We start from the raw sequence: 12,505 nt of genomic DNA on the forward strand, positions 1-12,505 counted from the left end.
GCACAAAATTAGTAGTTGTTTTTAAGATCCTGCTGAACCTGAGATACAGGGCGGATCCACGGTTTTTTTGCTCGCACTTGTGCTGGAAGAGTAGCAATCGCGTTTTTGGCGGCCTCGGACGAGGGATAGCTACCACTGACCAATATATACCAAGGCTTACCTTCACGTAGCGTTCTGTACACCATAAACTGTTGCAGATTATGCTGTTTGCCAAAGTTAGTCAGGGTGTCCGGTTGAGAAGCTGAACTCAATTGTAGCGTGTAATAGCTGCTCGGTAGGGTGAGGTATCCCTGACCATTGATGCTAATAACATTATTTCTCTTCACATTGGCCGGATTGCTGGCAGTGCTGGTTGTTACAGGTGCTCGGGTTTGGCTGCTAGCTCCATTTTCCACTGTTGATGGTACACCTTGCGCAGAGGTGATGGCAGTGCTTGTTGACGAGGCAGCCAATGAAGATCGTTCACTACTGACCGAGGGGGTTGGTGTGGAACGTTGTGGCTGTTGTGCAGTTTGTCCAACGGTTTGATCGACAGTGGCGGAAAGGCGGCTGTTTGCTACGGTTGATGAAGTTGGCAGGTTAATCGGCTGAGCTACTTGCTGCTGTCCAGAGCGTTTTAGCGCTGAGTGGATGCTGACAATCACCAGTAATAACACCAAGACACCAATCACGATCATCATCGGCTGGCGGGAAACGGTAAAACGCGGTTTAGCCGCAGAGCGGCTGGCGCGAGTGGAGGGACGATCATTGACATCAGGTTTGAGATCATCTTTCGCATTAAACTCTTCCATCTGGAACCTTCTAGCTAAAGCAATCGTCAGTTAATGTTATCGATCATGGTGTTCATGTTTAATGGCCAACAACTTAGCGCATCACGCCTACTTTTACTGCTCGCACTGCATTTGGGCAGTGCGGGTAATCGACACCTGTCGCGGCAATGTTCCGCTTTTGATACCACACCGGTGCAAACGGGCAGCACCAATTGGCTACCACTAAACGATTTCTGAACAACAACATGCCGTTTTCCATTAACCGACGAAAAGCAAATTAAAAACAATATAATAGAATAGTCATCGCACTTGTGCTGAGGCTGTTTATTCCATCTGCCTGTTGATGCTAACACGCAGAGAGGTTCGGTGATTCAGGTACAGCATCAAGTGGGTAGACAGTCAGTAATTGCAGCCAATACTAAGGTATCAGCCACGCCTTTACGTACTTCAGCTTGACCAATTGCCGTTGGTAAAACCAAACGCAACTGACCTGCTAGCACTTTTTTATCACGCATCATATGCGGCAGATAGCGACTAGGTGCCATCTGCTCAGGGCCATGAACGGGCAACCCGGCACGCAGTAACAAACTTTTTATTCGCTCAACATCTGCCTGAGTCAATAACCCGAGACGGTATGCGGTCTGTGCAGCCATGACCATCCCTGCGGCGACAGCTTCACCATGCAGCCAGACACCATAGCCCATTTCTGCTTCAATCGCATGACCATAAGTATGGCCAAGATTGAGCAGTGCCCTTAGTCCATTTTCGCGCTCATCAGCGGCGACAACCTGCGCCTTTAATTCACAACAGCGACGGATACAATATCCGAGCGCTTCCATATCCAGTTTGACCAGCAACTCAATGTTGTTCTCCAGCCAAACGAAGAAGTCAGCATCCAAGATAATGCCATACTTGATCACTTCCGCCAGGCCTGAGGCCAGCTCTTTCGCTGGCAGCGTGTGCAGACAGTTGAGATCAATCACTACGCTGGCCGGCTGGTAAAAGGCACCGATCATATTTTTCCCCAGCGGGTGGTTAACGGCAGTTTTGCCACCCACTGAAGAGTCAACTTGAGAAAGCAGAGTGGTTGGAACCTGAATGAAACGTACGCCGCGTTGGTAGCAGGCTGCGGCGAAACCCGTGAGATCGCCAATCACGCCACCACCCAGTGCCAGCAGCGTGGTATCACGGCTATGGGGTTTTGCCAGCAGTGCGGAGAACACTTGCTCAAGTACCGCCAGTGATTTGTACTGTTCACCATCCGGCAGCACAACCTGATCTACCACTATGCCAGCCTGTTCCAGCACCCGTTTGACCGTTTCTAGATAGAGCGGCGCGACGGTCTGGTTGGTGACGATCATCACCTGTTCAGATGCTACCAGCGGAAGAAACGAAGCCGCATCATTGAACAGCCCGGGCGCAATGGTAATTGGGTAGCTACGCTCCCCAAGTGTTACAGTGACTTTCTCCATGTGTAATCAGTTCTCGGTATGATTTGAACCCGTGAATGCGGGATCGGTGTAGGACGCTACACCATACGGCTAAAGCCAGCCACTAGTGGCCTTCCAACATGTTGATGATCTGGTTGGCGACAACTTTGGCACTCTGTTCATCAGTACGGATGGTGACGTCGGCGATCTCTTCGTACAGTGGATTACGCTCTTTCGCCAATGTTTCCAACACGTCACGCGGTGGAGCATCAACCTGCAGCAGTGGACGCTTCTTATCACGCTGAGTACGAGCCAACTGTTTCTCAATGGTGGTTTCTAGGTAGACTACCACACCGCGTGCTGAAAGGCGGTTACGTGTTTCACGCGACTTTACTGCACCACCGCCAGTTGCCAGTATAATTCCTTGTTTTTCAGTGAGCTCGTTGATGATTTTTTCTTCGCGTTCGCGGAAGCCCTCTTCACCTTCCACGTCGAATACCCAACCTATATCTGCGCCTGTACGTCGCTCAATTTCATGATCGGAATCGAAAAACTCCATATTGAGTTGCTGAGCTAGTTGACGCCCAATGGTACTTTTTCCTGCCCCCATTGGCCCAACTAGAAAGATATTGCGTTTCTCTGCCATGTTTTTCGGTATTACCAAGACAATTCGTTAATGATAACCTGCCCCGTCAGTCAAATTAGCAACGGAACCTAAACTGAAACCTCATGAGCGATAGTGTGAGATCAGACGAAAAATTATCTCAACACTCTTGCTAGTTTGGCAACCGAATAAATTGCCACCCACGCTGCAGGAGAGAAATCATACCTTGTTACCTGCGTTGTTTGTGTCGCCCCCTTTTAGAGTAGTGGAAGAGGACGGAGAAAGTTCAACGCTTAGCTTGGTACTCCTTGTAAGCTAAATCCTGTGCAGCGTCAAACGCAGATGCTTAAAAGGGGATAAAAAAATCGCTTTGCTGCTGCTGAGGGCGATAAAATAACCAGTTGCACTTGTTATTGATCAACGGCGTTAACCTGTTGTTGTAGTGTAGCTTGCGTTTCATTGGTAACACTTTTTTGAATTACTCGGTCTATTGACTGATAATCACCAGATTGCGTTTACAACAGATAGAGAGGGGAACATTGTGATCGACCCGAAAAAAATTGAACAAATTGCTCGTCAGATCCATGAATCGATGCCAAAGGGGGTACGTGAATTTGGTGAAGATGTTGAAAAGAAAATTCGCCAAGTGCTTCAGGCGCAGTTGACCCGGTTAGAACTGGTAAACCGCGAAGAGTTTGATGTCCAGACTCAGGTGTTGCTACGCACCCGTGAAAAACTCGCGTTACTTGAGCAACGTTTGGCACGGCTGGAACAGCAACAATTGGAACAGCAGCCAGCGCTTGCTGCGCCAGAGGAGAAGAGCGGGCAGGCATAGTGCCTAAGTGATTATAGTGCCTAAGCCATAAGGGCTATTGGATTTGCCATTTGGCTAACTAATGGCCCTTATGCTGCCAATCAACAGATCGTTAGGCTTTGCGGTTGGTCAGCAATAACAGACCGGGAGCCGTTTGTTACGGTAGCCCGGCTGCTACTGTTGTGTATTACAAGAAGAATGGGCTTGGTTGGAATAGGCGTTCAACTTCCGGGACAAATTTCTTATCAGTAATGAACATGATGATGTGATCATCCTGTTCGATCCTGATGTTGCTATTGGCAATGATCACTTCGTCACCACGCACAATTGCACCGATGGTGGTGCCTGGCGGTAGTTTTACCTCATCAACTTTGCGTCCGACCACTTTCGAAGTCTGTTCGTCACCGTGGGCGATCGCTTCGATGGCTTCGGCAACACCCCGGCGTAATGACGAGACGCTGACAATATCTGCTTTGCGTACATGTCCCAATAGTGCAGAAACGGTGGCTTGTTGCGGGGAGATAGCGATATCGATCACGCTACCTTGTACCAGATCGACATAAGCGTGGCGCTGGATCAACACCATCACTTTTTTTGCTCCCATCCGTTTGGCGAGCATCGCGGACATGATATTGGCTTCATCGTCATTGGTGATGGCGATGAACACGTCGATCTGTTCAACATGTTCTGCCGTCAGCAACTCCTGATCGGAGGCATCTCCACAAAACACCATAGTGTCGTGTAACTGTTCAGCAAGGTCTGCTGCCCGTTGCGGATTTCGCTCGATCAGTTTCACGTTGTATGACTTTTCTAACCGCTGTGCCAGCCCTGCCCCAATGTTGCCACCACCGACTAACATAATGCGTTTATAGGGTTTTTCCAGGCGCTGCAATTCGCTCATTACCGCGCGGATATGCTGTGAGGCAGCGACAAAAAACACTTCGTCGCCGGCTTCAATCACCGTTGAGGCTTGGGGGCGAATCGGGCGATCGTGGCGGAAGATAGCAGCGACACGTGTCTCGATATGTGGCATGTGCTCACGCATTGAAGAGAGCGCATTGCCGACCAATGGGCCACCGTAATAGGCTTTAACCGCAGCAATACTTACCTTGCCTTCAGCAAAGTTGACCACTTGTAGCGCGCCTGGATATTCGATCAATTTGTAAATGTACTCGATCACCAACTGTTCTGGGGTAATCAGGTGATCGATAGGCACCGCCTCGGGGTGAAACAGGTTTTCTCCTTCCCGGATATAGTCGGCTGCACGAATACGGGCGATGCGGTTTGGCGTATTAAACAGCGAGTAGGCAATCTGGCAGGCAATCATGTTGGTTTCATCAGAGTTGGTGACGGCAACCAGCATATCGGCATCTTCGGCACCCGCAGCACGCAGCACTCGCGGGTGTGAACCATGCCCTTGTACCACACGCAGATCAAATTTGTCCTGCAACTGACGCAAACGCACCGCATTAGTATCAACTACGGTGATGTCGTTATTTTCGCCTACCAGGTTTTCTGCCAGGGTGCCGCCTACTTGGCCCGCACCCAGAATGATTATTTTCATTGGGATCTCTATTTGATGCGTCAGTTGCCAACTGGCTAACCGAATGACATTTTAATCAGCTTTGCATAGAAGAAACCATCACCCCGCTCAGGATGCGGAAGATTTTGCCGCCCCAACTGCGCACTAGCATCCAGTTGCGAACGGCCAGCCAGCTCAGCGAGTTGGGCATCTGGGTGCTGTGATAAAAATGTGGCAATTTGTTCGCTATTTTCTTCTGGCAGGATTGAACAGGTAGCATAGAGCAGTACGCCACCAGGTTTTAAATACCGCCAGATCGCGTTTAGGATCTGCTGTTGCAGTTGTACCAATTCGGCAATGTCGCTATCACGGCGTAGCCATTTGATATCAGGATGACGACGGATCACGCCAGTGGCGGAGCAGGGGGCATCCAACAGAATGCGATCAAACTGTTTCCCGGCACACCAGTCTTGTGGCGTTCTGCCATCACCACAGTGTAGTTGTGCACTTTGCCCCAAACGCTGTAGATTCTCAGCCACACGATCTAAACGTTGCTGATCCACATCAACAGCCATGACTTGTGCAGTTGGTGCTAGCTCAAGAATGTGGGTGGTTTTTCCGCCTGGTGCCGCGCAGAGATCGAGGATCTGCTCTCCTGGTTGCGGAGCCAGTAGCTCGACGGCTGCTTGCGCCGCAACATCCTGAACAGTGATCCAGCCTTCAGCAAAGCCAGGCAGCAAACTCACTGCACAGGGGGTGAGTAGCCGGATAGCTGCGGGATGTTCTTCATCAGCGACTGCACTGATCCCAGCCTGTTGCAGTAATTGCAGATAATCTGCACGTTGGTGATGTTGTTGATTGACCCGCAACCACATTGGTGGCTTTTGATTATTAGCAGCAACAATCTGTTGCCATGCTGTCGGGTAAGCGTGCTGAATGCGCTTTAACAGCCAACTGGGGTGTAAATGGCTGCTTGGGTGTTGGCGCGCCTTGTCAACCAATGCCTGCTGTTGGCGCTGGAACTGGCGCAACACACCATTAATCAGCCCTTTAAACTGGGTACGTTTTAATGCGCTGGCACCTTCCACCGTCTCGGCCAATGCAGCATGTGCTGGAATACGGGTGTACAACAGTTGATATAGCCCAACCATTAACAGGTGGTGCAGTGTGCGCTGTTTACCGACCAGTGGTTTCTCCATCAGTTGTTGTAGTAACCATTCCAACTGTGGCAACACACGTAAGGTACCAAAACAGAGCTCTTGTAACAGTGCGCGATCTCGCTCAACCAAGTGCACTTGAACACCCGGTAACACAGTGCTCAGTGACTGACCTTGTTCGAGAACCTGACTGATAGCTTGTGCTGCTAAACTGCGAAGGTTGTAACGGTTTTTCATAGGCTAAAGATGCTAATACTCAAGGTGCTAAGACCCAAAGTGGTGGAACAGCACAATCACACCGCTTCAAGCTCGGATGCGGATGTTTAGTTACAGGCGACGACCCAAGGTAAACCACTCGCGACGTGAGTTGAGCAGATCTTGAGCCGACATCACTTTCTTGCCAGCGGGTTGTAGTTGCGTCAGGTTTAGCACACCGTCACCCGTAGCGATTTGAATGCCGTGCTTATCGGCACCGATCACTGTCCCCGGCGTAGCGTTGCTTACCACCGCGAGCACGTTGGCTTGCCAGACTTTGACTGGCTGATCTTCCAGCATGAAATAGCTAACTGGCCAAGGGTTAAAGGCTCGAATACAGCGCTCCAGTTGATTGGCTGACAGCTCCCAGTCTAAGCGCGCCTCTTCTTTGCTCAATTTTTCAGCATAGTTGGCTAACTGTTCATCCTGCACTTCTGGCACACAATGCCCAGCGTTCAGTTGTTGCAGTGTAGCGAGTAATCCCTCAGGCCCGATCAGTGCCAATTTTTCATACAGTGTAGCGCTAGTATCTTCTGCTGCGATCGGACAGTGCAGTTTATAAAGCATATCACCGGTATCGAGGCCAGCATCCATCTGCATAATGGTAATACCGGTCTGCTGATCACCAGCCCACAGTGCGCGCTGTATCGGTGCAGCACCGCGCCAGCGTGGCAGCAGTGAACCGTGTACATTCAAGCAACCAAGACGCGGAATAGACAACACGGCAGCAGGCAGGATCAGCCCATAAGCGACCACCACCATCACATCTGCATTCAGCTCAGCAATTTGCTGCTGAGCTTCGGCAGCACGTAGCGATTTAGGCTGAAAAATAGCCAACTGATGCTGCTCAGCCAGAACTTTCACCGCACTTGGTGTCAACTTGTTGCCACGACCCGCAGGGCGATCAGGTTGGGTAAAGACACCAACAACCTGATGAGGGGAGTCCAGCAGTGCCTGCAAGTGGCGAGCGGCAAAGTCTGGTGTACCGGCAAAGATAATCCGCAAAGAGTCAGACACGTTGTGTTCCTATCCAGTTAGCCACGAGCATTCAGTTTGGCCATCTTTTCCAGCTTTTGCCGGATACGCTGGCGTTTCAGTGGTGAAAGATAATCGACAAACAGTTTCCCCATCAGATGATCCATCTCGTGTTGAATACAGATGGCTAACAGACCATCTGCTTCAAGTTCAAACGGTTGTCCATTAATATCGATAGCTGCGATTTTCACTTTCTCGGCACGCGGTACCAGTGCGCGGTGTTCTGGCACAGACAGGCATCCCTCTTCGATACCGGTTTCTCCACTTTTTTCCAGAAATTCCGGATTAATTAGCACCAATGGCTGATCGCGGTTTTCAGAGACATCAATCACAATAATGCGTTGATGAATATCGACTTGTGTAGCCGCCAGACCGATACCTTCCTCTGCCGCCATGGTATCGAACATATCGGCCACAATACGTTTTATCTCTTCATTGATTTCTTTGACCGGCGTAGCGATTTTGCGTAACCGATCATCGGGAAAATGTAATACTTGCAACACTGACATATAGGTTTAGATCTGCATTTGAGTGATGAAATGAAATTGGCGACCATTCTAGACATTTCCGCGACTGATTGACAGCATTGCAACATAATTGCAGCAATAGCCGAGTGCACAGACTTGTGCTGATAGTTGCTGATAGCCTAACAATTGATGAACCCAATCGCTGGCGGGATATGCACCATGCAGGCAGAAGAGATCAGTTTACGTATGCACGCAGTGACCGGTATTGGGGCGGTGCGTGCCAGCCGGATCATTACTGAACTGGTGCGGGCAGCGGGTGATCCGTTCCGGTTATTGCGCGCCGTCGGTTTGAATGAAAAACAGTGTAACCAGTTTCAGCACTGCGATCGCCGATACCTTACTGCCACACTTGACTGGTTGGAACAACCGGGGCACCAACTACTGCGTTACGGTGATGACAGCTTCCCTGAAGCATTACAGTCGATTGACCAGCCTCCGTTATTGCTGCTGGTGGAAGGCGCGAGTGATGCCTTATCATTACCTCAAGTTGCCATGGTCGGTAGCCGTCAATTTAGTCACTATGGAGAGTATTGGGCAACACATTTTGCTCAGGGGCTGGTACAGAGTGGCTTTGCGATTACCAGTGGACTAGCGATTGGAATTGATGGTATCTGTCACCGCGCAGCGCTGGCAGCCGGAGGGATCACCTTGGCTGTGCTGGGCTGTGGGTTAAATAATATCTACCCACGCCGCCATAGCGAATTGGCGCGGCAAATTGTTGAACGAGGTGGTGCACTGATATCTGAACATCTGGTCACTGATTTGCCGCTGGCGGATCACTTTCCACGTCGTAACCGTATCATTAGTGGTTTAAGTGCTGGAGTGGTAGTGATTGAGGCTTCACTGCGCAGTGGTTCGCTGATTACCGCGCGCTGTGCATTGGAACAGGGCAGAGAGGTATTCGCGTTGCCTGGTGCGCTAGGCAACGCTATGAGCGCTGGTACCAATTGGTTAATTCAGCAGGGTGCTAACTTGGTGACGGCACCCGCTGAGATAGTACAACAGCTTGATGAAGGCTTGCATTGGTTGCGGTTGCCTGAAGAGCCAGTGTTAACCGGTGTTGTGGAGCAGGTCGAATTGCCATTTGATGATCTATTGGCTAACGTAGGCGATGAGGTACTACCGGTTGATGTGATTGCCGAACGAGCGGGGCAGCCTGTCGCAGAGGTAATGGTGCGGTTACTTGAGCTTGAGTTGGCTGGCAGAGTGGTTGCGGTGCCTGGGGGATATGTGCGCGTTAGAGTGGCCAGCAACACCCCATCAGCCATTAAGAAGGACAAGAAAAAACAATGACAAAGCCGGCAATTTTCGCCATCAAACGGCATGAGTCCTGCCCAGAGTGCGGCGCTGAACTGGTGATCCGTAGCGGTCGCTACGGCGCTTTTCTTGGCTGTTCGGCGTATCCTGAATGTCAATATCATCGACCATTAAAGGCACAGATAGATGGGCACATTATCAAAGAGCTACCTGAGCTGAGTTGCCCGAAATGCCAAGCTGTTCAGGTGCTGCGTCAAGGGCGTTACGGGATGTTCATCAGTTGTCGTCATTATCCAGCGTGCGATCATACGGAGGTAATTGATAAACCAGATGAAACAGCGATCAACTGCCCTCAGTGTACCCAAGGGCAGTTGCTACAGCGTAAGTCACGCTATGGTAAACTGTTTTATGCCTGTAATCGTTATCCAGAGTGCCAATTTAGCCTCAATACTAAACCTGTCACGGGTGAGTGTGCTTATTGCCATTACCCGCTGTTGACGGAACAGCGTAGTTCCAAAGGCACCAAGCTCTGTTGTGCCAGCAAGATATGCCGCAAGCCGGTGCTGGTTGAGTAAGCAGTATTGGCAATAGCGACAATAAAAACCAATAACATCAAAAAAGTGTCACACTGATAATGGCGGAATCGATGACTGAATTGGCAGCACTCGTTGAATTACTAAAAGATGGGCAGGTTATTGCTTACCCGACTGAGGCAGTGTTCGGCTTGGGCTGTGATCCTGACAGTGAAACGGCAGTGGCTAAATTATTAGCGTTAAAACAGCGCCAATGGCAGAAGGGATTGATCCTGATTGCCGCAGATTATCAGCAATTGTTACCTTACATTGATGACAGCCAGCTTAATGCACAACAGCGTGCAGCGATTTTTGCCAGTTGGCCTGGCCCAGTGACTTGGGTAATACCAGCGAAAAGCCAAACTCCGCGTTTTTTAACCGGGCAGTTTGATTCGCTGGCGGTACGTGTGAGCGCACATCCACTGGTGCAACAGCTTTGTCGCCAGTTTGCTAAGCCGCTAGTCTCAACCAGCGCAAATTTAAGCGGTGCAGCCCCGTGTCGAAGTGTCGCTGAGATAACACAACAGTTCGGTGAGAATTTCCCGGTATTGAACGGCGAAGTAGGGGGGCGCCAAAACCCTTCTGAAATTCGAGATGCATTGACAGGTAAACAGATCCGCCAAGGGTAGGTATAGGCCATGAATCAGTTTGTTGTACTGGGTAACCCGATAGCCCACAGTAAGTCACCGCGCATCCATGCGTTATTTGCGCAGCAGACAGGGATTGAGCACAATTACGGTGCAGAGTGTGTGCCATTAACCCAATTTGAAGCCACAGTGCGCCACTTTTTTAGCACGGGTGGGCGAGGTGCAAATGTCACGGTACCGTTTAAGGAACAGGCTTATCAACTGGTGGATCAACTCAGTGACCGTGCTGCGGTGGCTGGTGCAGTGAATACCTTAAAGCGGTTGCCTGATGGTCAATTACTGGGAGATAACACGGATGGAGTTGGCTTGTTATCAGATCTTGAGCGTCAGGGGCTAATTCGACATCACGACCGGATATTGCTGGTTGGCGCAGGCGGAGCAGCTCGAGGAGCCATTATGCCGCTGCTTTCGTTTGGCTGTGAAGTGGTGCTGACTAATCGCACCATTAGCCGCGCAGAAAATTTAGCAGCAACACTACAACACCTGGGTGAACTCAGCGCATTGCCATTAGAGCAACTTGAACAACAACATTTTGATCTGATTATCAATGCAACTGCTGCTGGAATTAGCGGTGAACATCCTTTGTTGCCAGCCAGCATTGTCGAGCCGTCTACGCGCTGTTATGACATGTTTTATCAAGCAGGGTTAACCCCTTTTCTGAGTTGGGTGCGAAAACAGGGCGCACAGCAGTATGCTGATGGTTTGGGTATGCTGGTCGGGCAGGCTGCGCATGCATTCATGTTATGGCACAGTGCAATGCCAGCAATAGAGCCAGTATTGCAGCAATTGCGTAATGAAATGAAGTAGTACACCCAATCGCCAACCGCACGCTCAACTTGATGGATGATAAATCAGCAGATTGTTATAAATCAGTTTGCTGTTGTAGGTATTCATCTTTCCAGCGTAGATAGTTATTGGCAGAGTAGAGAAGCCCCGCCAATTCAGATGCCGTGAGCGGGCGAATCTGACGCACTGGATTGCCGAAGTAGAGATAGCCACTGTGCAACTGTTTGCCTGGAGGCACTAAGCTGCCAGCACCAATGATCACATCATCGCCTACTACTGCACCATCAAGCAGGATGGAACCCATCCCAACTAGCACACGGTTACCGATACGACAGCCGTGCAACACGGCCTTGTGGCCGACGGTAACATCCTCACCAATTAATAGTGGATAACCATCTGGATTATCATCAGATTGATGAGTGACATGTAAGATACTGCCATCCTGAATGTTGCTGCGTGCAGCAATTTTGATTGCATTCACGTCGCCACGGATCACCACCAGTGGCCAAATACTGACATCATCGGCTAACTCGGTATTGCCGATCACCACACTTGAAGGATCAACCATAACGCGGCAACCCAGTTTGGGGAAATAGTGCTGATAACGGCGTAGTGCTTGCGACATATATAGCGCCTTAACATTAGAAAAAGGGAAGAGTTAACTTACTGCAACAGAGGTCTGAACAGCAACTGCGGGATGATAGTGTTGGTGGTAGCCAATGCTGTTTACGACTAAAAAATCAGCTTGGTTGGATACCCAGGAAGAATAACGAATAAAAAATCTGAAAAAGTGGTTGCTTCCGATATCTAATTCCCTATAATGCGCCCCCACTGCCTGAGAGTAACAGATACTGTTTTGATTTGTAGTTAGGTTCCTGTGCTCAAATCGTTCAACAGGCTAGTGGTAAGAAGGTCAAACTTTACTGAAGAAAAAGCTTGACTCCTGACGCGGAAACGGTAGTATCTGCCTCCCGCGTTGCTGTGGCAAACAAGCTCGGCAACCAACGCTCTTTAACAATTTATCAGACAATCTGTGTGGGCACTCACAAGGCCGTTATCACGCTGCGCAAGCGGCGAAATAAATGAAGTCTTGAAGAGTGACTCGTAGAAGTAAATTCATACAGTTAAT

At 49.9% G+C, this 12,505-nt stretch carries 14 protein-coding genes; 5 read left to right on the top strand and 9 right to left on the bottom strand.

All coding sequences use genetic code 11. The annotated features are described in order from the left end of the window. Positions 1 to 8: 8 nt before the first annotated feature. The 4 genes from EOJ37_RS09825 to aroK form a co-directional block, all read right to left on the bottom strand. On the bottom strand, positions 9 to 791 hold the full coding sequence (locus tag EOJ37_RS09825; protein WP_127959747.1) for an SPOR domain-containing protein: 783 nt from the start codon (positions 789 to 791) through the stop codon (positions 9 to 11). Positions 792 to 864: 73 nt separating this feature from the next. Next, positions 865 to 1,017: a hypothetical protein gene (locus EOJ37_RS14435; protein ID WP_155522493.1), complete on the bottom strand. Its 153-nt coding sequence runs from the start codon at positions 1,015 to 1,017 to the stop codon at positions 865 to 867. Between the two features lie 136 nt (positions 1,018 to 1,153). After that, the gene (gene aroB, locus EOJ37_RS09830) at positions 1,154 to 2,242 is read right to left on the bottom strand and encodes a 3-dehydroquinate synthase (RefSeq protein ID WP_127959748.1); all 1,089 of its coding nucleotides are present in this window, start codon (positions 2,240 to 2,242) and stop codon (positions 1,154 to 1,156) included. 82 nt (positions 2,243 to 2,324) lie between these two features. Beyond that, positions 2,325 to 2,846 carry a shikimate kinase AroK gene (gene aroK, locus EOJ37_RS09835; protein WP_127959749.1) on the bottom strand — a complete coding sequence of 174 codons (522 nt, stop codon included), beginning with the start codon at positions 2,844 to 2,846 and terminating at the stop codon, positions 2,325 to 2,327. Between the two features lie 499 nt (positions 2,847 to 3,345). On the opposite strand from aroK, the gene ubiK reads away from it, so the two are divergent. Further along, a complete protein-coding gene (gene ubiK / locus EOJ37_RS09840) occupies positions 3,346 to 3,639 on the top strand; it encodes a ubiquinone biosynthesis accessory factor UbiK (protein ID WP_127959750.1) in 294 nt (97 codons plus the stop codon). Positions 3,640 to 3,805: 166 nt separating this feature from the next. Here the strand turns inward: ubiK and trkA are convergent, their stop codons facing one another. The 4 genes from trkA to def form a co-directional block, all read right to left on the bottom strand. After that, the gene (gene trkA / locus EOJ37_RS09845) at positions 3,806 to 5,182 is read right to left on the bottom strand and encodes a Trk system potassium transporter TrkA (protein WP_127959751.1); all 1,377 of its coding nucleotides are present in this window, start codon (positions 5,180 to 5,182) and stop codon (positions 3,806 to 3,808) included. A gap of 35 nt (positions 5,183 to 5,217) precedes the next feature. Then, complete coding sequence (gene rsmB / locus EOJ37_RS09850; protein WP_127959752.1) at positions 5,218 to 6,534, bottom strand: 16S rRNA (cytosine(967)-C(5))-methyltransferase RsmB; 1,317 nt, start codon at positions 6,532 to 6,534, stop codon at positions 5,218 to 5,220. A 90-nt stretch (positions 6,535 to 6,624) separates the two neighbouring features. After that, positions 6,625 to 7,569 (bottom strand): methionyl-tRNA formyltransferase, encoded by a 945-nt coding sequence (gene fmt, locus EOJ37_RS09855; RefSeq protein WP_127959753.1) that lies wholly within the window; start codon positions 7,567 to 7,569, stop codon positions 6,625 to 6,627. Between the two features lie 17 nt (positions 7,570 to 7,586). Beyond that, entirely contained in the window at positions 7,587 to 8,096 is a 510-nt protein-coding gene (gene def, locus EOJ37_RS09860; protein ID WP_127959754.1) for a peptide deformylase, read from the bottom strand. Between the two features lie 177 nt (positions 8,097 to 8,273). Between def and dprA the strand changes: the two genes are divergently transcribed. From dprA to aroE, 4 genes are all read left to right on the top strand, one after another. After that, positions 8,274 to 9,407 carry a DNA-protecting protein DprA gene (gene dprA, locus EOJ37_RS09865; RefSeq protein ID WP_127959761.1) on the top strand — a complete coding sequence of 378 codons (1,134 nt, stop codon included), beginning with the start codon at positions 8,274 to 8,276 and terminating at the stop codon, positions 9,405 to 9,407. Then, complete coding sequence (locus EOJ37_RS09870; RefSeq protein ID WP_127959755.1) at positions 9,404 to 9,946, top strand: DNA topoisomerase family protein; 543 nt, start codon at positions 9,404 to 9,406, stop codon at positions 9,944 to 9,946. Before dprA ends, EOJ37_RS09870 begins: the two co-directional genes overlap by 4 nt. Before the next feature lie 71 nt (positions 9,947 to 10,017). Further along, a complete protein-coding gene (tsaC, locus tag EOJ37_RS09875; protein WP_240651694.1) occupies positions 10,018 to 10,572 on the top strand; it encodes an L-threonylcarbamoyladenylate synthase type 1 TsaC in 555 nt (184 codons plus the stop codon). A gap of 9 nt (positions 10,573 to 10,581) precedes the next feature. Further along, positions 10,582 to 11,397, top strand: coding sequence for a shikimate dehydrogenase (aroE, locus tag EOJ37_RS09880; RefSeq protein WP_127959757.1), 816 nt, complete (start codon positions 10,582 to 10,584; stop codon positions 11,395 to 11,397). 55 nt (positions 11,398 to 11,452) lie between these two features. On the opposite strand, the gene EOJ37_RS09885 is transcribed toward aroE, so the two are convergent. Next, complete coding sequence (locus tag EOJ37_RS09885; protein ID WP_127959758.1) at positions 11,453 to 12,001, bottom strand: gamma carbonic anhydrase family protein; 549 nt, start codon at positions 11,999 to 12,001, stop codon at positions 11,453 to 11,455. Positions 12,002 to 12,505 lie beyond the last annotated feature (504 nt).

This window comes from Serratia microhaemolytica, assembly GCF_004011885.1.
Taxonomy (GTDB): Bacteria; Pseudomonadota; Gammaproteobacteria; order Enterobacterales; family Enterobacteriaceae; genus Serratia_G; species Serratia_G microhaemolytica.

Bases quoted from the DNA above. Each gene is read 5' to 3' on its own strand.
- trkA (WP_127959751.1), bottom strand. From the start codon at position 5,182: ATGAAAATAATCATTCTGGGTGCGGGCCAAGTAGGCGGCACCCTGGCA.
- EOJ37_RS09825 (WP_127959747.1), bottom strand. From the start codon at position 791: ATGGAAGAGTTTAATGCGAAAGATGATCTCAAACCTGATGTCAATGAT.
- EOJ37_RS14435 (WP_155522493.1), bottom strand. From the start codon at position 1,017: ATGTTGTTGTTCAGAAATCGTTTAGTGGTAGCCAATTGGTGCTGCCCG.
- EOJ37_RS09885 (WP_127959758.1), bottom strand. From the start codon at position 12,001: ATGTCGCAAGCACTACGCCGTTATCAGCACTATTTCCCCAAACTGGGT.
- EOJ37_RS09870 (WP_127959755.1), top strand. From the start codon at position 9,404: ATGACAAAGCCGGCAATTTTCGCCATCAAACGGCATGAGTCCTGCCCA.
- def (WP_127959754.1), bottom strand. From the start codon at position 8,096: ATGTCAGTGTTGCAAGTATTACATTTTCCCGATGATCGGTTACGCAAA.
- dprA (WP_127959761.1), top strand. From the start codon at position 8,274: ATGCAGGCAGAAGAGATCAGTTTACGTATGCACGCAGTGACCGGTATT.
- aroE (WP_127959757.1), top strand. From the start codon at position 10,582: ATGAATCAGTTTGTTGTACTGGGTAACCCGATAGCCCACAGTAAGTCA.
- aroB (WP_127959748.1), bottom strand. From the start codon at position 2,242: ATGGAGAAAGTCACTGTAACACTTGGGGAGCGTAGCTACCCAATTACC.
- aroK (WP_127959749.1), bottom strand. From the start codon at position 2,846: ATGGCAGAGAAACGCAATATCTTTCTAGTTGGGCCAATGGGGGCAGGA.
- rsmB (WP_127959752.1), bottom strand. From the start codon at position 6,534: ATGAAAAACCGTTACAACCTTCGCAGTTTAGCAGCACAAGCTATCAGT.
- tsaC (WP_240651694.1), top strand. From the start codon at position 10,018: ATGACTGAATTGGCAGCACTCGTTGAATTACTAAAAGATGGGCAGGTT.